The sequence below is a fragment of the Serinicoccus hydrothermalis genome, assembly GCF_001685415.1.
In the GTDB taxonomy this organism is placed as follows: Bacteria; Actinomycetota; Actinomycetes; order Actinomycetales; family Dermatophilaceae; genus Ornithinicoccus; species Ornithinicoccus hydrothermalis.
Genome location: NZ_CP014989.1, coordinates 1,045,572 through 1,064,523, shown reverse-complemented (window position 1 = coordinate 1,064,523; position 18,952 = coordinate 1,045,572). Strand labels below are relative to the sequence as shown.

15 protein-coding genes are annotated in these 18,952 nt (G+C 70.6%); 8 read left to right on the top strand and 7 right to left on the bottom strand.

The window, feature by feature from the left end:
• The first annotated feature begins 44 nt into the window (after positions 1 to 44).
• The gene (locus tag SGUI_RS04910) at positions 45 to 2,210 is read left to right on the top strand and encodes a RecQ family ATP-dependent DNA helicase (protein WP_237141456.1); all 2,166 of its coding nucleotides are present in this window, start codon (positions 45 to 47) and stop codon (positions 2,208 to 2,210) included.
• A 39-nt stretch (positions 2,211 to 2,249) separates the two neighbouring features.
• On the opposite strand, the gene SGUI_RS04905 is transcribed toward SGUI_RS04910, so the two are convergent.
• The 4 genes from SGUI_RS04905 to SGUI_RS04890 all read right to left on the bottom strand — a co-directional run bounded on the left by SGUI_RS04905 (position 2,250) and on the right by SGUI_RS04890 (position 7,141).
• A complete protein-coding gene (locus tag SGUI_RS04905) occupies positions 2,250 to 3,062 on the bottom strand; it encodes a CPBP family intramembrane glutamic endopeptidase (RefSeq protein WP_066637025.1) in 813 nt (270 codons plus the stop codon).
• 25 nt (positions 3,063 to 3,087) lie between these two features.
• Positions 3,088 to 4,437, bottom strand: coding sequence for a VOC family protein (locus SGUI_RS04900; RefSeq protein ID WP_066637023.1), 1,350 nt, complete (start codon positions 4,435 to 4,437; stop codon positions 3,088 to 3,090).
• A gap of 68 nt (positions 4,438 to 4,505) precedes the next feature.
• Positions 4,506 to 5,546, bottom strand: a complete 1,041-nt coding sequence (locus tag SGUI_RS04895; protein WP_066637021.1) for an LLM class flavin-dependent oxidoreductase — start codon at positions 5,544 to 5,546, stop codon at positions 4,506 to 4,508.
• Between the two features lie 140 nt (positions 5,547 to 5,686).
• Positions 5,687 to 7,141: an HNH endonuclease signature motif containing protein gene (locus tag SGUI_RS04890; protein WP_066637019.1), complete on the bottom strand. Its 1,455-nt coding sequence runs from the start codon at positions 7,139 to 7,141 to the stop codon at positions 5,687 to 5,689.
• A gap of 101 nt (positions 7,142 to 7,242) precedes the next feature.
• Here SGUI_RS04890 and SGUI_RS04885 point away from each other — a divergent pair, with 101 nt between their 5' ends.
• Together SGUI_RS04885 and SGUI_RS04880 are read left to right on the top strand one after the other, a co-directional pair.
• Complete coding sequence (locus tag SGUI_RS04885; RefSeq protein ID WP_066642779.1) at positions 7,243 to 8,340, top strand: sensor histidine kinase; 1,098 nt, start codon at positions 7,243 to 7,245, stop codon at positions 8,338 to 8,340.
• Positions 8,337 to 8,942, top strand: coding sequence for a response regulator transcription factor (locus SGUI_RS04880; protein WP_066637017.1), 606 nt, complete (start codon positions 8,337 to 8,339; stop codon positions 8,940 to 8,942). Before SGUI_RS04885 ends, SGUI_RS04880 begins: the two co-directional genes overlap by 4 nt.
• Before the next feature lie 7 nt (positions 8,943 to 8,949).
• Here the strand turns inward: SGUI_RS04880 and SGUI_RS04875 are convergent, their stop codons facing one another.
• A complete protein-coding gene (locus SGUI_RS04875; protein WP_066637009.1) occupies positions 8,950 to 10,104 on the bottom strand; it encodes an ROK family transcriptional regulator in 1,155 nt (384 codons plus the stop codon).
• Between the two features lie 123 nt (positions 10,105 to 10,227).
• On the opposite strand from SGUI_RS04875, the gene SGUI_RS04870 reads away from it, so the two are divergent.
• The 3 genes from SGUI_RS04870 to SGUI_RS04860 are packed head-to-tail and all read left to right on the top strand — an operon-like array spanning position 10,228 to position 13,352.
• Complete coding sequence (locus SGUI_RS04870; RefSeq protein WP_066637006.1) at positions 10,228 to 11,547, top strand: ABC transporter substrate-binding protein; 1,320 nt, start codon at positions 10,228 to 10,230, stop codon at positions 11,545 to 11,547.
• Positions 11,544 to 12,446: a carbohydrate ABC transporter permease gene (locus SGUI_RS04865; RefSeq protein WP_066637003.1), complete on the top strand. Its 903-nt coding sequence runs from the start codon at positions 11,544 to 11,546 to the stop codon at positions 12,444 to 12,446. Before SGUI_RS04870 ends, SGUI_RS04865 begins: the two co-directional genes overlap by 4 nt.
• 3 nt (positions 12,447 to 12,449) lie before the next feature.
• Complete coding sequence (locus SGUI_RS04860) at positions 12,450 to 13,352, top strand: carbohydrate ABC transporter permease (protein ID WP_066637001.1); 903 nt, start codon at positions 12,450 to 12,452, stop codon at positions 13,350 to 13,352.
• 7 nt (positions 13,353 to 13,359) lie between these two features.
• On the opposite strand, the gene SGUI_RS04855 is transcribed toward SGUI_RS04860, so the two are convergent.
• A complete protein-coding gene (locus SGUI_RS04855; RefSeq protein WP_066636998.1) occupies positions 13,360 to 13,716 on the bottom strand; it encodes a hypothetical protein in 357 nt (118 codons plus the stop codon).
• A 577-nt stretch (positions 13,717 to 14,293) separates the two neighbouring features.
• Positions 14,294 to 14,860 (bottom strand): DUF6318 family protein, encoded by a 567-nt coding sequence (locus SGUI_RS04850; RefSeq protein ID WP_066636995.1) that lies wholly within the window; start codon positions 14,858 to 14,860, stop codon positions 14,294 to 14,296.
• A 410-nt stretch (positions 14,861 to 15,270) separates the two neighbouring features.
• Between SGUI_RS04850 and nrdR the strand changes: the two genes are divergently transcribed.
• Positions 15,271 to 15,756, top strand: coding sequence for a transcriptional regulator NrdR (gene nrdR, locus SGUI_RS04845; RefSeq protein WP_066636992.1), 486 nt, complete (start codon positions 15,271 to 15,273; stop codon positions 15,754 to 15,756).
• An 83-nt stretch (positions 15,757 to 15,839) separates the two neighbouring features.
• A complete protein-coding gene (locus tag SGUI_RS04840; RefSeq protein ID WP_066636990.1) occupies positions 15,840 to 18,728 on the top strand; it encodes a vitamin B12-dependent ribonucleotide reductase in 2,889 nt (962 codons plus the stop codon).
• Positions 18,729 to 18,952 lie beyond the last annotated feature (224 nt).

Here is an 18,952-nt window from a genome sequence, read left to right as displayed (position 1 = left end):
CCCTAGTGGCGTGGGGTGTCGGAGGTGAGCACTACGGTCGAGGTATGCCGGATGTGATGCAGGAGACGACCTCGCTGGCCGAGGGTGCCCGCGCCGCGCTGCGGCGGCTCGTGGGGCGGGAGGACGCGGACTTCCGGGACGGGCAGCTCGAGGCGGTGCGCGCCCTCGTCGAGGACCGCGCCCGGGTGCTGGTGGTGCAGCGGACCGGGTGGGGCAAGTCGGCGGTCTACTTCGTGGCCACCGCGCTGCGGCGGCAGCAGGGCGCCGGGCCGACGGTCATCGTGTCGCCGCTGCTGGCTCTGATGCGCGACCAGATCGCGGCGGCCGGGCGAGCCGGCGTGCGCGCCGTGACGATGAACTCGGCCAACGCCACCGAGTGGGACGACGTTCGGTCCGCGCTCGCCGCCGACGAGGTGGACGTGCTGCTCGTGAGCCCGGAGCGGCTCAACAACCCGCGCTTCCGGGAGGAGCAGCTGCCCGACCTGGCCGCACGCTGCGGGCTGCTCGTCGTGGACGAGGCGCACTGCATCAGCGACTGGGGTCACGACTTCCGGCCGGACTACCGGCGCATCCGCAACCTGCTCGACGCGCTGCCCGAGGGCACGCCCGTGCTGGCGACCACGGCGACCGCCAACGAGCGGGTGGTCGACGACGTCGTCGAGCAGCTGGGGGTCGGCGGTGCCACGGTCCGGACCATCCGGGGGCCGTTGGCGCGCGCCTCGCTGCGGCTCGGCGTGCTGCCGCGGCTGGCCCCCGACCAGCGGCTGGGCTGGCTGCTGGCCCACCTGGGAACGCTCCCGGGCAGCGGCATCATCTACTGCCTCACGGTGTCGGCGGCGCAGGACGTCGCGGAGGCGCTGCGCGCCGCCGGGCACGAGGTCGCGGCATACACGGGGCGGACCGACACCGAGGACCGCGAGAGGCTCGAGGCGGCGCTGCGGGACAACCAGGTCAAGGCGCTCGTGGCGACCAGCGCGCTCGGGATGGGCTTCGACAAGCCCGACCTCGGGTTCGTCGTCCACCTGGGTGCGCCGAGCTCGCCGGTGGCCTACTACCAGCAGGTGGGACGCGCGGGCCGCGCGACCGAGCGGGCCGACGTGCTGCTGCTGCCCGGCTCGGAGGACCGGGACATCTGGAACTACTTCGCCACGGTGTCGATGCCGCGGCAGGACCAGGCGGACGCGGTGCTGACCGCGCTCGCCGAGAGCGACCGGCCGCTGTCCACGCCAGCGCTGGAGACGATCGTCGACGTGCGACGCACCCGGCTGGAGCTGCTGCTCAAGGTGCTCGACGTCGACGGGGCCGTGGGGAAGGTCCCCGGCGGCTGGACGGCGACGGGACGTCCGTGGGTCTACGACAAGGAGCGCTACACCCGGGTCGCGGAGGCGCGCGTGCGCGAGGCCGAGCTCATGGTGGCCTACCAGCAGACCGAGGGCTGCCGCATGGCGTTCCTGCAGGAGTGCCTGGACGACGCGACGGCGCAGCCGTGCGGCCGCTGCGACCGGTGCGCGGGCGCGTGGTTCCCCGAGGAGATCCCGCAGGAGGCGGTCGGGTCGGCGCGCGAGCGGCTCGGCGCGGTCGGGGTGCCGATCGACCCGCGTGCGCAGTGGCCGACCGGTATGCCCCGCCTCGGGGTCGAGGTGAAGGGCAAGATCCCAACCGAGGAGCAGGCGGCCGAGGGGCGGGCGCTCACGCGGCTCTCCGACCTCGGGTGGGGGCAACGGTTGCGCGCGGTGCTCGAGGCAGGGACGTCGCGAGTCTCGGACGACCCGGACGGGGAGACGACGGTGGGATCGCCGGTGCCGGAGGAGGTCACCCGCGCGGTGGTGCAGGTGCTGTCCGGCTGGGGCTGGGCGCAGCGCCCCGAGGGGGTGGTCGCGATGCCGTCGCGGCGCCGGCCGGCGGTGGTGGGGTCGCTCGCCGAGCAGATCAGCCAGATCGGCCGGCTGCCGCTGCTCGGCACGCTCGACCTGGCGCACGGTGGACCAGTGGGCGAGCCCGGCGGCAACAGCGCCTTCCGGCTGGCCAACGTCTGGGACCGCGTCGTCGTCGGTCCGGAGCTGCGGGAGGCGTTGTCCGGGGTGCGCGGGCCGGTGCTGCTCGTCGACGACGTCGTGGACTCCCGCTGGACGATGACGGTCGCGGCCCGGGCGCTGCGGCGGGCCGGGGTGGAGGCGGTGCTTCCGCTCGCGCTGGCGATCGAGGGCTGAGCCCCGCGCCGGGCCGCGCGGGGGTCGGGACGGGCGAGCTCAGTAGAGGAAGAACGGGAAGATGCTGCGGTCGTGCGCGTGGACGATCGCGAGGAAGACGACCGCGTCGAAGAGCAGGTGGATGATCACGACGTAGGTGAGCGACTTGGTGCGGGTGAAGATGTAGCCCTGCAGCAGCGCGAACGGGATGGTCAGCAGCGGCCCCCAGGACCGGTAGCCGAGCTCCCACAGGAACGAGACGAAGATCGTCGCCTGCAGCACGTTGGCGGTCCACAGCGGGAAGTGGCGGCGCAGCAGGGCGAAGCAGATGCAGATGAAGAACAGCTCGTCCCACAGACCCACGGCGTTGACGCCGACGAAGAAGCGCCCGAACTCGCTGGCGGTCTGGATGGGTGGCCAGTTCTGGTAGCTGCCGGAGTGGATGAAGTAGGCGGGGAGGATGAGGTAGCCCAGCACGGGCACGGCCACGACGTAGGCCCACTGGAGCCTGGTCCAGCGGCGTCCGGTGATCCACGGGAAGGTGATCGCGCCGCGCCGGTAGACGAAGCGGTCGACGAGCACCGGGGCCAGCACGGCGGCGGTGAGGACAGCGCCGAGCAGGAAGAACATGTCCCAGCTGATGTCGGCCTCGACCGAGGTGGTCGACACGATGCCGATGCCCAGGGCGATGAGCAGCAGGTCGAGGAAGAGCTCGCGGTGCAGGACGAAGGCGGCCACGAGGCTGGCGAGGAGGAGGGCATACCCGGCCCACGGCAGGTGCACCCCGAAGAGCAGCAGCGCCGAGACCGACACCCCCGCGGCGGGGAGCAGTGTGCGCAGGCTCGTCGTCGGCTCGGTGTCGGGGGAGGGCACGACACCATTGTGCGGGGTCGCCCGCTCAGCCCCACTCCTCCTCGCGGCCGACCGTCACGGCGAGGTCCACCTCGTTGCCCTCGGGGTCGGCGACCGTCCACCAGAACGGCGCGGCGTCGCGCACCACGGTGCCGCCCGCGGCGACGGCGGTCTCGACCCGGGTCGCGGCCACGTCGTGGGGCAGGTAGACGTCGACGTGCAGGCGGTTGCGCTGCGCCCGTCGCTGCTCGTCCTGCTCATCGATCGGCTGGAAGAAGAGGACTGGGCCCAGACCTCGCGGGTCGACGATGTCGGTGACGTTGTCGCGCGGGTCGGGCTCGTAGCCGAGAGCGGCCTGCCAGAAGGTGCTGACCGCCGGGATGTCGGCCGCGTCCAGGCCGATCTGCACGAAGCGGGCACGACCGGGGTCGGCGGTGAGGTCCAGCGACCGGGCGAGCTGCTGCACCTGGCGGGCCAGGTCGAGGTAGCCCTCGTCCATCTCCCAACGGTCCTTCGCGGTATGCACGGTCACCAGCGCGAGGCGGTGTGTCCCTGCGTCTGCGTCCGGGGCTGTCGTGCCGGGCGCGGGCAGGGGCCGCACGTCGATGCCGAGCGGGAGCCCGGCCCCGTCCGCGAGGTCGGCGGCCCCGGTCACCAGCGCGAGCAGGTCGTCGACGGAGCGCACCGGGTAGGCGGCGACGGCCGCGAAGACCAGGCGCCAGTCCTCGGTGCCCTCCTCCCAGAGGCAGGCGCCCTCGGGCAGCGGCAGGACGTCGACCTCGTTGCCCTCCGGGTCGGCCACGGTGGCGTAGTAGCCGTGGCGGGCGACCCCTGCCCCCGCGGCCTCGAGCCGGTCCACGGTGGCTGCGGCGACGGGCTGGGAGGTGACCGAGTCGAGGTGGAGGCGGCTGCGCAGCGGACGGGCCGCGTCCATGTCCTGGAACCACAGCGGCGGGTGGCGGCGGCCGGCGTCGACGACGTCCTCCTCGCCCTGGCGCTCGTAGCCCAGGGCGGTCTCCCAGAAGTCCATGACCGCCCCGGGGTCCTGGGTGTCCACCGCCAGCTGGACCTCCTGCACGACCTCCGGCTGCGCGGTGAGACCGAGATCGCGGGCCGAGGCGGAGATCGCGCGGGCGAGCTCGACCGTCTGCGTCGTGAACCCCTCGCCCGACGCGGCCAGGCGCATCCGGAGCCCGGTCGCGCGCAGGTCGAGGTCGGGAAGCCCGGTGCCGAGGTCGCCGCACGTCGACACGACGCTGCGCACGAGCGCTGCCCCGTCGGCGTGGGACCCGGTGGCGAACCAGGCGTGCGCGCCACGACCCAACCCGCGCCAGTCCTCGGTCCCCTCCGCGGCCTGGAACTCCTGTGTGGTCAGCCGGCCTGCTCGTGCGTCCATGCCCGGCATCCTGGCAGCGCAGGACCTGCGGGCGCCCGGTCTGGCGGCCCGGTCTGGTGGGATCGAGGTCAGGCGCTGACCGCGACCCGCTCGTCGGCAGGCATACCCGTGCCCCAGGCCTCGGCGAGCATGCGGTAGCTGCGTCGGCGCATCTCGGGGTCGAAGGTGTAGGTGGTGACGATGAGCTCGTCCAGGTCGTGGGCGTCGACGAACGCCTCGAGCTTGTCGACGACGGTGTCGGGGGTGCCGACCATCTTCACCGACTGGTGCGCGTCGGCCAGCGGCAGCAGCTCGGTCGGCACGACGGCGGCGAGGCTCTCGACCGGCGGGTCCAGCGGTGCCGGCTGTCCGGAGCGGATCCGGATCGCCATGAGCTGTGCCGTCGTGAAGAGGTGGTCGGCCTCCTCCTGGGTGGGGGCCACGAGCACGTTGACCCCGGCCATCGTCGTCGGCCGGTCCACCTGGGCGGTCTCGGCGTCGGCCCGAAAACGGTCGCGGTAGAGACTCAGCGCCTCGTCCAGCTGGTCCGGGGCGAAGTGGGAGGCGAAGGAGAAGGGCAGCCCCAGCGCCGCGGCGACCTGGGCGCCGCCGGTGGACGAGCCGAGCATCCACAGCGGCACCTTCGTGCCCTCGCCGGGCAGCGCCCGCACCCGGCGGCCGGCCTGCGGCTCGCCCAGGTAGCGCTGGAGGTCGGCGACCTCGGCGGCGAAGTCGGGGAGGTGACCGCTGGAGCGGGACAGCGCCGCCGCGGTCATGGGGTCGGTCCCCGGCGCACGCCCGAGGCCGAGGTCGAAGCGGTCGCCGTGGATCGTCGCGAGGGTCCCGTAGTACTCCGCCACCATGAGCGGGGAGTGGTTGGGCAGCATGACTCCGCCCGACCCGAGCCGGATCCGGTCCGTCGCGTGCGCCACGTGACCGAGCAGCAGCGAGGTCGCGGAGGACATGAACGCCTCCGAGCCGTGGTGCTCGGCCATCCAGAAGCGGTGGTAGCCGAGCTCGTCGACCTCGCGGGCGAGGGCCACGGACTCCTCGATCGCCGTGGCCGGCGTCATCCCCTGCGAGCGGGGGACCAGGTCGAGGACGGACAGCGGGACGCGCGTGGATGCCATGCCAGGGCCAACGCCGCCGCACCATCGTGTATGCCTGCCGCCGGACATGCCTCGTCACGGGGCGGTCTCCGCACCTGGGAGCCGGCGTCGGGCATGCCTCAGCGGCCGGTCCCCTCGGGGCCGACCGCGGGGCGCGGTCCTCAGACGTGCCAGGTGACGGTGCCGCCGCTCACCGTGGCGGTCAGGTCGCGCTGGTGGACGTGGGTGTGGTGGCGGCCGCAGAGCAGGGCCATCCGGTCGACGTCGGTGCTGCCGCCACGGGCCCAGTGGTCGAGGTGGTGGCTGTCGCACCACTGCGGCAGCGCCGAGCAGCCGGGGAAGGAGCAGCCGCCGTCACGCACGGCCAGGGCCTTCCACTGCGCAGGAGAGGCGAAGCGCGCGTCCTGGCCCAGCGCGAGCGGCTCGCCGTCGGCCGTGAGCCACACCGGGGTGACGTCGCCGCTGCACGCCAGCTCCGCGGCCTGCCGGGGCGGCACGTAGTCGCCCTCCATCGTGCTCGCGGCCCCGGCGGGCGTGCCGCGCTCGGGGTCGAAGGGGATGGTCAGCAGGACCGTGGCCCTGGCGGTGGACGGCGGGGCGCCCGGGTTGCCGACGCCGCGCCGGATGACGGTCATGAGCGCGTCGTAGCGCCGCTGTCCCGGCAGCCGCGTGTCCGGCTCGATGCTGCCGCCACCCGACCCGCCCGCCCCACCCGACCCCTCACCGTCGCCCTCGCCCTCGTCGCCCTGGGCCTTGCTCTCCGGGGCAGGCGCCGCCAGGGCCGAGGTGAGCACCCCGGAGATGATCGCGGCGTCCCCGTCCGGCGCGTCGATGGTGAACCGGGTCAGCCCCGACGCCACCCTGCGCCGCGTGACGGTGCGCAGCTCGATGGCCGTCCGCTCCCGCCCCTCCGGCTCGGTCTCCTCCAGCAGGTCCTCGAGCAGCCGGTGACACACGCGCCCCAGGTCGCGGTCGGACAGGTCGGTCCGCGCGGCCGCCGCGGTGGCGATCCGCGCGTAGTCCTCCTGCTGCTCCGGGGTCAGCGAGGACTTCAGCCGGGTCATCGTGCGCGCGACCGTGGCCGCCCGGTGCACGGGGACGCTGCCGTCGGCGACCGCCTCACCGATCATCGCCGTCGTGGGTGTCTGCGAGACGGTCACGACCGCGCTGATCTGGGCGGCGTCCTGGATGCTGAGCCAGGGGCAGCGCACCCGCAGCCAGTCGACCAGCGACATCGCCACGTCCTGGTGCAGCCCGCGCACCGCCGCCTCGCGCGCCAAGGTGAAGCCGACCGCGCCCAGCTGGGTCTGCAGCTCACCCACCGACTCCAGCGCGCCCGCCAGGTCGGCGTCGAGCACCGTGGCAGCCTCCTCGGCGCTCACCGTGGCGCAGCGCATACCCCGTCGCGCCGTCTCCAGCCCGTCGGCCACCCGCTCGGAAGCCGGCCGCGCGGCCAGCTCCGCATCGGCAGCCTCGCCCAGCGCTGCGGAGAGCTCGTCCATGAACGCCCGGTAGTCCTCTGCGCTCAGGGCGTCGATCTCGGCCAGCGGGCTCTCCGGATCGGGCGGGGACCACTCCTCCGCCCGGTCCGCATGCACCTCCGCTGCCGACGCCATACCTCACCCAAGCACCCGCCTCCGACAGACCCGGTGAACTGCGAGGATCCGGTGACAGACGTCACTGCCCCCACGGCCCCCGTGCTGGCAGAGTGGTCCGCATGAGTCCCACGCAGAGGCCCGCAGACGCCTGGTCGCGGTGGGGCTGGCTCTTCGGCGGCATCTGGCTGGTCTTCTTCATCTTCCCGCTGATCCACATCTGGACCACGCCTTACACCCCCGCTCACCGGCTGGTCGCCACCGCGCTCGTCGCGGCCTTCATGGTTGCCTACGTCCTGACCGTGCGCCGCGCCGTGCGTCGCGTCGGTGGCGGGCAGTATGCCTCGGCCGCCCGTGGCGGCCTGCTGGGGCTCGGCGCGATGGTCGCCGTCGCCATCGTCCTGGCCACGATGATCGGCCCGAACGCGCTGACCGCCATGCCGTTCATCGTGGGCGTGCCGGTCTTCTTCCTGCCCTGGCGCGGGGTCTGGACGATCTCGCTCGGCCTCCTCGGCCTCGGGATGCTCACCAGCGCCCTCATCTGGGGGGTGTGGCCGACGATCATGTTCTGGGGCATCTCGGCCCTGGTGCTGACGATCAGCGTGCTCAGCCGCTACCTCGAGGAGCAGCAGGAGTCGGCCCTGGAGACCGAGAGCCAGCTGGCGCTCACCGAGGAGCGCGAGCGCGTCGCCCGGGACGTCCACGACGTGCTCGGGCACTCGCTCACCGTCGTCACCGTCAAGACCGAGCTTGCCCGGCGTCTCGTGGACGCCGACCCCGAGCGCGCGAAGCAGGAGATGGGGGAGGTGCAGGACATCGCCCGCCAGGCGCTCGCCGAGATCCGCGCCACCGTCGGTGGCCTGCGCGTGGCCCGGCTGGCCGACGAGGTCGAGGCGGCGGACGTGGCGCTGCGCGGCGCGGGCATCGACGCCCGGCTCCCCGACGACGTCCTCCTCGTCGACCCCCGCCACCGCATCACGCTCGCGTGGGTGCTGCGCGAGGCGGTGACCAACGTCGTCCGCCACAGCCATGCCGACACCTGCGTCGTCGAGCTGGGCGACCACTGGCTGCGGGTCAGCGACGACGGCAGGGGAGTGGACGGCACCCGCGAGGGCAACGGCATACGCGGCCTGCGCGAGCGCGTCGAACAGGCCGGCGGCTCCCTGACGCTGGGCCCCGGACCGGACGGGGCCGGCACCACCGTGGAGGTGAAGCTGTGATCAAGGTGCTGCTGGCCGACGACCAGGCGCTGGTCCGCGGCGCGCTCGCCGCGCTGCTCGACCTCGAGCGCGACATCGAGGTGGTCGCCCAGGTCGGGCGGGGCGACGCGGTCCTCGACGCGGTGCAGCGCGCCCAGCCGCAGGTATGCCTGCTCGACATCGAGATGCCCGGCCTCGACGGCATCGAGGTGCTGGAGCAGCTGCGCGAGCAGGGGGCGCGCACACGCTGCCTCATGGTGACCACCTTCGGTCGGCCCGGCTACCTGCGCCGCGCGATGGACGCCGGAGCGTGCGGCTTCGTCGTCAAGGACACCCCGGCCCCCGAGCTCGCCGAGGCGGTGCGCCGGGTCGATGCCGGGCTGCGGGTCGTCGATCCGGCGCTCGCCACGGAATCGCTCATCGGCGGCCCCAACCCGCTCACCGACCGCGAGCGCGAGGTTCTGCGCCAGGCGCTGGACGGCTCGCCGGTGCAGTCGATCGCCGGTCAGCTCTTCCTCTCGCCGGGGACGGTGCGCAACTACCTGTCCTCCGCGATCGGCAAGACCGGCACCGCCACCCGCGTGGAGGCGGCACGGTATGCCGAGGAGCGCGGCTGGCTCTAGCGGCCGCTCACCTCATGGCCTCCCGCCGGGCCAGCAGCAGCGCCCCGATCCGCTCGGCCCGGACCCCGTGCTGCGCCGGCACGACCTGCAGCGCGCTGGCGATGGCCGGCTGGGCGTCGCGGTCGATCGCCTCCCGCACCCCCTTGCCGAAGGCCTCGGCGTGCACCGCCCCGAGCCCGCCCCCGGTCACGACGAGGGCTGGGTTGAGAGCGTTGCAGATCGGCGCGAGCGTGGACCCGACGGCCCGCCCCGCATCGGTGACGACCCGGGACACCACGGGGTCGCCGACCCCCTCCGCGGTGAGCGCGGCCTCGGTGTAGGGGTGGGGGAGCTCGGCCAGCACGCGCTCCAGCCCGGCCACGGTCTCGAGGCACCCGAGGTTGCCGCACCGGCAGCGGATCGCCCCGTCGCCGACCCGGGTATGCCCGAACTCGCCGGCCAGCCCGCCGCTGCCGCGGTAGATCTGCCCGCCGAGCACGAGCGCGCACCCGACCCCGTGCGAGGCCTTGACGAAGATGACGTCGTCGACGCCCATCGCCGCCCCGCTGCGCAGCTCGCCGACCGCACCCAGCACGGTGTCCGTGGTGACGGGCACGGGCATACCGAGGACGCGGGAGAGCCGGCGTCCGGGGTCGCGCATCTGGCCCTGACCCAGCATCGAGGGGACCGAGAGCACCCCGGCGTGGCTCATCGGCCCCGGCAGCCCGGCGACCGCGGCCGCCACGTCGGACAGGCTCGAGCCCTCCCGCGCCAGGACCTCCAGCGCCAGGTCGCGGGTGAGGTCGATGGTGGCGTCCGGATCCCGGTCGAGGTCGGCGTCGACGGTGACCTCCTGCAGCACCGCGGCGGAGGCGTCGCCGAGCGCCACGGTGACGTGGTTGTGCCCGAGGTCCAGCCCGAGCAGCAGCCCTTGCGGGTCGGCGCGGCGTACCAGCTGAGCCGGGCGCCCCCGGCCACCCGGCTGCTGCGTGGCCTCGGTCAGGTCACCGCTCTCGAGGAGGCGCGTGACCAGGTCGGCGACGGTGCTGCGCGACAGACCGGTATGCCGCGCGATCTCCTGGCGCGTGACCTCGTCCCGGTCGCTGACCACCCGGAGCACGGCCGCCGCGTTGCCGCGGTGACGTGGACCGCGACCGCCCGAGACCACCCTCCTTTGATCCATGTCCCGGAAAATAACACAGTGATAACTATCGTTGACAAGACTTAACCCTCGTGATTAGCCTCTCGATCACCCGTGACTGGTGCGATCTCCGGTCCGTGACGACGACGTGCGAAGGGACGAGCGATGAGTCAGAACAAGAAGGTGGGCCGTCTCTCGGCCCTGGCAGTGGTGCTCTCCGGGGCGCTGGTCCTGTCGGCCTGCGGTGGGGGAGACTCCGGTGGCTCCGGCGGCTCGGGCGACGGTGGCTCGGCCGAGGGCGGCGACGCCAGCGAGGTCCAGGTCATGACCTGGTGGGCGCAGGGCTCGGAGAAGGCCGGCCTGGACGCGCTGGTCGAGGTCTTCGGCGAGCAGCACCCGGACACCGAGTTCATCAACGCCGCGCTCGCCGGTGGTGCGGGCTCGCAGGCCAAGCAGAAGCTGCAGGCCGACCTGCAGGCAGGCAACCCGCCGGACACCTTCCAGGCGCACACCGGTGCCGAGCTGCAGGACTACATCGACGCCGGCCAGATCGAGGACGTCTCGGGTCTGTACGACGAGTTCGGCCTCACCGACGTCTTCCCGGAGAGCCTCATCGAGCAGCTCACGGTCGATGACCAGATCTACTCCATCCCCTCCAACGTGCACCGCTCCAACATGGTCTGGGTCAACCCGGCCGTCCTGGAGGAGGCCGGCATCGACCCGGAGACGCCCCCGGAGGACCTGGACGCGTGGATGGCCGACATGGAGAAGGTCGAGGCCATCGGCAAGACCCCGGTCACCCTCGGCATGGACTGGACCCAGACCCAGCTCCTGGAGAACGTCCTGCTCTCCGAGCTCGGGCCCGAGGCATACAACGGGCTGTGGGACGGCAGCACCGACTGGGCCGGCGACGACGTCAACACCGCGCTGACGAAGTGGGCGCAGATCGTCGAGTGGTCCAACACCGACCGCGACGGGCTCGACTGGGAGCCGGCGCTGCAGCCGGTCATGGCGGGCGACGCGGCCTACAACGTCATGGGTGACTGGGCCGTCGCGGCCTACGACGCCCAGGACATGACCGCCCCCGAGGACTACACCTACTGGCCGGTGCCCGGGACCGACGGGGTCTTCAACTACCTCGCCGACTCGTTCACGATGCCCGTGGGCGCCGCGCACGCCGGCGGCACCAAGGCGTGGCTGGAGACGATCTCCTCGAGCGAGGGCCAGCTGGCCTTCAACACCGTCAAGGGCTCGATCCCGGCGCGCACCGACATCGACGCGGCCGAGTTCCCGGAGTACCAGCAGTCGGCGATGGAGGACTTCGAGAACGACACGATCGTCAGCTCGCTGGCGCACGGCGCGGCCGCCCCGGTCGCGGTCTCGACCGCGGTCAACCAGGCCGTCGTGAAGTTCAGCCAGGGTGCGTCCGACGTCGACACGCTGCAGCAGGAGCTGGTCGCCGCCACGGAGTCACTGTCGCAGTGACCAGGGTCAGGTCCTGGCTGCCGGGGCTGCTCCTCATCAGCCCGTCCCTGCTGCTGCTGGGTGTCTTCGTCTACGGCTTCATCGGGCTGAGCTTCCGGGAGTCGCTGACGGACAAGCACACGGCGGCGCAGGCGACGGGCCGGGACCCGGTCGGCTTCGTGGGGTTCAGCAACTACACCGAGCTGCTCGCGAGCCCCGCCTTCCAGCACTCGCTGCGCAACCTGGTGATCTTCACGGTGGTCTTCCTGCTCGGCACCCTGGTCATCGGCTTCTGCTGGGCCTGGGTGCTCGAGCGGCCGATCAAGGGCGAGGGGATCTTCCGCTCGGTCTACCTCTTCCCGATGGCGGTGAGCTTCGTCGCCTCGGGTGTCGTCTGGAAGTGGCTGCTCAACTCCAACGTGGGCGAGCAGGCCTCCGGGCTCAACCGGCTCTTCCAGATGACCGGGCTCGGCTTCCTGCAGAACGAGTGGTGGACCAACCCGCGCTACGGCATCCTCGCGATCGCGCTGCCGGCAATCTGGCAGCTGTCGGGCTACGTCATGGCGCTCTTCCTGGCCGGCTTCCGCGGCATACCGGACGAGCTGCGGGAGGCGGCGCGGGTCGACGGGGCGAGCGAGATGCAGCTCTACCGGCACGTCGTCTTCCCGCAGCTGTCGCCGGTGGCGCTGTCGGCGCTCATCATCATCGGCCACATGTCGCTGAAGTCGTTCGACCTCATCATGTCGATCGCGAACCAGTCGGCGTACTCGACCAAGGTCCCGGCGATCGACATGTACAACTTCGCGACCGTCTACGACTACGCCAACTCGGCGGCGGTCGGGGTCATCCTGCTGGTCATCGTGGCGCTCGCCGTCGTGCCGTACCTCTGGTACGACGCGCGGGCCAGGAAGCGGGGCTGAGCCATGGCCACTGTTACCACCCCCGCACCGGAGACGCAACAGGTCACGGGCACGAGGCCGAGCTCGGGCAAACCGTCGCGGCGCACCGGGAGCCCGGGCTGGCGGATCTTCCGGTATGCCGTCCTCCTCGCCTCCCTGTTGCTCGTGCTCATCCCGGTCTACGTGCTCTTCGTCACGAGCTTCAAGGGCATCGGCGACGCGAGCCCGTCGCGCACGTGGTTCTTCCCGCAGACGTGGACGGGGCAGAACTGGGCTGATGCCTGGGAGGCGCTGTCGCCGGCGCTCATGCGGACCTTCGCCATGGTCATCCCGGCCGCGGTGCTGTCCTCGCTGCTGGGCTCGATGAACGGTTTCGTGCTCTCGCGCTGGAGGTTCCCGCACGCCAACCTTGTCTTCACGCTGATCCTCTTCGGGATGTTCATCCCCTACCAGGCGGTGATGATCCCGCTGGTGCAGCTGATGATCGACATCAACGTGCCCAACGGCATCCCGTCGCTGATCCTGCTGCACGTCGTCTACGGCATCCCGATCTGCACGCTGATCTTCCGCAACTACTACGAGACCGTGCCGATGGAGCTCATCGAGTCGGCTCGCGTGGACGGTGCGGGGATGCTGCGGACGTACTTCTCGGTCGTGCTGCCGATCTCGATCCCGAGCTTCGTGGTCGTGCTGCTGTGGCAGTTCACATCGGCGTGGAACGACTTCCTCTTCGCGGTCTTCTTCTCCACGGCCAACAACGGGCCGGTGACGATGGCGCTCAACAACCTGGCCAACGGCGCCATGCTGTCGAACTACGGGGTGTCGATGGCCGGTGCGCTCATCGCCAGCCTGCCGACGCTGCTCGTGTATATCCTGCTCGGCCGCTACTTCGTCGGCGGGTTGATGGCCGGTTCCGTCAAGGGCTGAGAGTCTTTCAGTTCGAGTAGAGGCGGTTCTTGGACGTCAGGACCTCGAGCGGGTTCGTCGGGCCGTCGATGACCACGGTGCTCGGGATCTCGCTCCAGTCGCCGCCGTCCACGCTGACCTCGCCGCCGTACTCGACCGAGATGTAGGGCGCGACCTCGGCCGCGTCGGTGTATTCGTGGGTGATGTCGCCGTCGGGGTAGGGGCCGCCCGTGCTCTCGGTCGGTCCGATGCTGCCGCCGTCGCCGGTGAGATAGGTGATGCCGACCAAGGTCGGCCGGATCCGCACCTCGTACCCGATGATCGTCGTGGTGTCGATCTCCTGCGGCTCGAAGCCCGCTTCGGGCCAGGCGAGCTGGAAGTACACCGGCAGGTTGACCAGCGTCCGCCCGTCTGGGGGGCTGGATGACGGCCCCTGGGAGCGCAAAGTCGGTCTGGTGGAACTGCTCGACAATCATGGCTTCTGTGAGCTCCTCCGCGGCCTCGCCGGACCGGCTGGGAACAGAGTTGCTGAAGCAGGTTGTTCCGTCGCGTTCCCACGCGCCTTCCGAACCATCCGCAGATACAACGCGACGGAAAATCACGGTAAGTGCAAACGATGGCTCTGGTTGTCCCGCGCAGGCGTCCAATGCGCTCTGGCAGATGTCTAGCCGTGGCTCGTCCACAGTGTTGGGCGGCATGCAGTCAATGACAGCGCGGTACTCGTACCAGGACGTTGGCGAACTCGGGCTGCTTCCTGGTGGCCAAGCATTCGCCTTGGCCCTCGTCTCATTAACAGTGAGCCCCACCTCAGCTCCTCCGCCCTCTCTGATCTTCTTCTTGAAGCCACCGGGAGGGGGATCGGTGCCAGGCGAGTCTTGACTAAAGCTGGCCCCCGAGACACAGAGGGTGGCTGCCAGCCCCAGCACCCACCCAGAGGCGACTTTCCTGTGGAGACTCATTTGTCACTCCACAATGGTTATCTCGTCGACGATCCAAGCGTCCTGGCTGGGCGTCAGTCGCACGACAATGTCCGCTTCCCCCGCGCCCGGCCCAGTCAACTGGTTGATAGTGACCTCGACCCGAGCCCCATCACTCGATAGCGTTGCTGCCGTTTGCTCGGTTTCGACGTAATCGCCTTCGGTCTGGTACTCCTCGGCCTCCGCAATGAGTCCGGCACAAGACTGGCATTCTGGGTCGCTCAACTCCTGTGCGGCCTCAGTTTCGCCCGTCATGTACGCCCAATTGAGCGTAGATATGTAGTGCTCCGCGAATGCCTCTGCCCCCGCCTCCGTCTGCTCGGTCGCCTCGTCCGGCATCTCGGGTGCCCCGTCGGCGTCCGGCTCCTCGGTGGTCGCCTCCTCGGACGTCTCGGCCGGCTCCGAGGTGGCCGCGGTGTCCTCCGACGGCTCCTCGGTCGGCGTGGTGAGCGCGTCCTGCGAGGTCGGGGGAGCGGAGGGCTCGGTCGAGCTGTCGCAGCCGGCCAGCAGCACGAGCCCGGCCACGGCGGCGACGACGGTGGTGCGGCTCACGGCATACCCCTCCTCGATCTCCCGGCCGCGGATCCACCCGCGGCCGTTCCGTCCACCCCCAGTCTGCCCCAGCGCGGGGCTGCTGAACGCTCGTCCACAGTATTGATTCCGCCCCGATCTGACCACCCCCACGATGTGGACGACACACCCCGACAGGCCCAGATCCGCGTCGTTCCGGGCCTCTCGAGCCCCCGACACGCAACACGCGACGGACCCCTTGCATCTAGTAGCGGGGTCGCCTAAGATCCCCATATCTAGTAGTTACAGGGGTGTGGTTCGTCCACATCTTGTTCACAACCGGACCGGCTGTTACCCACAACCCGTCCACAGACCGTCCCCAGATCCACCCACAGAGCATCTGCCCGGCAGGTGCTCGCGCCGCGCTGCCACGACCGACGAAGGAGAGTGACATGCACTGCCCGTTCTGCCGTCACACCGACTCCAAGGTCGTCGACAGCCGCGTCCAGGAGGATGGGACGGTCATCCGCCGCCGCCGCCAGTGCCCCGAGTGCGGGCGCCGCTTCGGCACGGTGGAGTCCGCCACGCTCTCGGTCATCAAGCGCAGCGGCGCGACCGAGCCGTTCAGCCGGGACAAGGTGATCACCGGCGCCCGCAAGGCCTGCCAGGGTCGCCCCGTCACGGACGCACAGCTCCAGCTGCTCGCGCAGCAGGTCGAGGAGTCGATCCGCTCGCTCGGGCAGGCCGAGGTCGACGCGCACGAGGTCGGCCTGGCCATCCTCGAGCCGCTCAAGGCGCTGGACGAGGTGGCCTACCTCCGCTTCGCGTCGGTCTACCAGGCCTTCGACAACCTCGACGACTTCGAGTCGGCGATCGTGCTGCTGCGCACCGAGCGCGACGCCACCTCCGAGACCACCGAACCCACCCCCACCACCTGAACGACCCGGGTATGTCGGTGCCCTCTGGTGCACTGGCATACACGGACGAAACGCACGCAAGTCCCAACCAAGGAGAGCTAGTCATGACCGAGACGACCGGGTCGAAGACGCGCACGCGCCGCAACGGCAAGGGCCTGACCATCGAGCGCATCTTCACCACGCCGGGCGTGCACCCCTACGACCAGGTCACCTGGGAGAGCCGGGACGTCGTCCAGACCAACTGGAAGACCGGCGACACGATCTTCGAGCAGCGCGGCGTGGAGTTCCCGGACTTCTGGTCGGCCAACGCCTCCACCATCGTCACGACGAAGTACTTCCGTGGCGCCGTCGGCACCGACGCCCGCGAGACCGGCCTCAAGCAGCTGGTCGACCGCGTCGTCCTCACCTACGTGAAGGCGGGCAAGGAGCACGGCTACTTCGCGACCGACGAGGACGCGGAGATCTTCGAGCACGAGCTGACGTATGCCCTCGTGCACCAGATCTTCTCCTTCAACTCCCCGGTGTGGTTCAACGTCGGCACCCAGAGCCCGCAGCAGGTCAGCGCGTGCTTCATCCTCTCGGTGGACGACTCGATGGACTCGATCCTCAACTGGTACAAGGAGGAGGGCTTCATCTTCAAGGGCGGCTCGGGCGCCGGCCTCAACCTCTCCCGCATCCGCTCCTCCAAGGAGCTGCTCTCCTCCGGCGGCACCGCCTCCGGCCCGGTCTCCTTCATGCGCGGCGCCGACGCCTCCGCGGGCACCATCAAGTCCGGTGGCGCCACCCGCCGCGCGGCCAAGATGGTCGTCCTCGACGTCGACCACCCCGACATCGAGGAGTTCATCGACACCAAGGCGCGCGAGGAGGACAAGATCCGCGCCCTGCGCGACGCCGGCTTCGACATGGACCTCGGCGGCAACGACATCGTCTCGGTGCAGTACCAGAACGCCAACAACTCCGTCCGCGTCTCCGACGAGTTCATGCGCGCGGTGGAGGAGGAGGCCGAGTTCGGCCTTACCTCCCGCAAGGACGGCTCGGTCGTCACCACCGTCGACGCCAAGCACCTCTTCACCAAGATGGCGCAGGCTGCGTGGGAGTGCGCTGACCCCGGCATCCAGTACGACGGCACCATCAACGACTGGCACACCAACCCCGAGACCGGCCGGATCACCGCGTCCAACCCCTGCTCGGAGTACATGTCGCTGGACAACTCCAGCTGCAACCTCGCCTCGCTCAACCTGCTCAAGTTCCTGCGCGAGGACGACACCTTCGACGTGGAGACCTACCAGAAGGTCGCCGAGCTGGTCATCACCGCGATGGACATCTCGATCTGCTTCGCGGACTTCCCGACCGACCCGATCGGCGAGACCACCCGCAACTACCGCCAGCTCGGCATCGGCTACGCCAACCTCGGCGCGCTGCTCATGGCGACCGGGCACGGCTACGACTCCGAGGGCGGCCGCGCGCTCGCCGCGTCGCTCACCTCGCTGCTCACCGGCGCCGCCTACAAGCGCTCCGCCGAGCTCGCCGGGGTCGTCGGTCCCTACAACGGGTATGCCCGCAACGCCGACGCGCACAAGCGCGTCATGCGCAAGCACCAGGCGGCGAACGACGAGATCCGCACGCTGCACACCATGGACTCCTCTGTCCACAAGGCCGCGACCAAGGCCTGGGACGCCGTCGTCAAGACGGGGGAGAAGAACGGCTACCGCAACGCGCAGGCGTCGGTGCTGGCCCCCACCGGCACCATCGGCTTCATGATGGACTGCGACACCACCGGCATCGAGCCTGACTTCTCGCTGGTGAAGTTCAAGAAGCTCGTCGGTGGCGGCTCGATGCAGATCGTCAACCAGACCATCCCGCGGGCGCTCAACCGCCTGGGGTATGCCGACGAGACCATCGAGGCGATCGTCGAGTTCATCGCCGAGAACGGCCACGTCATCGACGCCCCGGGCCTCAAGCCGGAGCACTACGAGGTCTTCGACTGCGCCATGGGTGCGCGGGCGATCCGCCCGATGGGCCACGTGCGGATGATGGCCGCGGTGCAGCCGTTCCTCTCCGGCGCGATCTCCAAGACCGTCAACCTGCCGGAGTCGGCCACGGTGGAGGACATCGCCGAGGTCTACCTGCAGGGCTGGAAGCTCGGCCTCAAGGCGCTCGCGGTCTACCGCGACAACTGCAAGGTCGGCCAGCCGCTGTCCGACGGCAAGGCGGACAAGGAGAAGAAGGCCGACGAGGTAGAGGCTCCGGTCGAGAAGGTCGTGGAGTACCGCCCCGTCCGCAAGCGGCTCCCGAAGCGCCGGGCCAGCCAGACCACGAGCTTCGCAGTGGGCGGCGCGGAGGGCTACCTCACCGCCGGCACCTACGAGAGCGGTGACCTGGGCGAGCTGTTCCTCAAGTTCGGCAAGCAGGGCTCGACCCTGGCCGGCGTCATGGACGCCTTCTCGATCGCCGTGTCGATCGGCCTGCAGTACGGCGTGCCGCTGGAGACCTTCGTCGAGAAGTTCACCAACCTGCGCTTCGAGCCGGCCGGTATGACTGACGACCCGGACGTGCGCATGGCGCAGTCGATCATGGATTACGTCTTCCGCCGCCTGGCGCTGGACTACCTGGACTTCGAGACCCGCTCGTTCATGGGCATTCACACCGCCGAGGAGCGGGCCCGCCAGCTGGAGACCGGGTCGTATGCCCCGCTCGAGTCCTCCAGCGACGACGAGGACTACGAGGACGAGTTGGAGAACTACAGCCAGAGCGCGGCCACCACTCCGGCCAAGAAGGCGGAGAAGAAGGAGGAGATCGCCGACCAGTCCGGTGCCGGCGCCGCTGACGCCCGCAAGGCTGACGCGGAGATCCACTCCTCTGCCGAGCTGCTCGAGCAGTTCCAGGGCAAGGTCGCCGACGCGCCGATCTGCATGACCTGCGGGACGAAGATGCGTCCGGCTGGCTCCTGCTACGTCTGCGAGGGTTGCGGCAGCACCAGCGGCTGCAGCTGAGAACTCAAGAGAGTCGGGCCCGGCGTTGCACCGCCGGGCCCGACGAGCAGTGGGTGTCCACTGGCTCCCTGTCGAACAGGAGCCTCCATCATGGCGCACCCCTGCTCGATCGCCAAGTGATCGAGCGGCCAAGGAGGTGATGATCATGGCCAAGAACACTGGACGCGGTTACCGTCGCGGCCCCGTGCGCTCCCGAAGCGAGTTCCGCCACCCCAACGGAACTT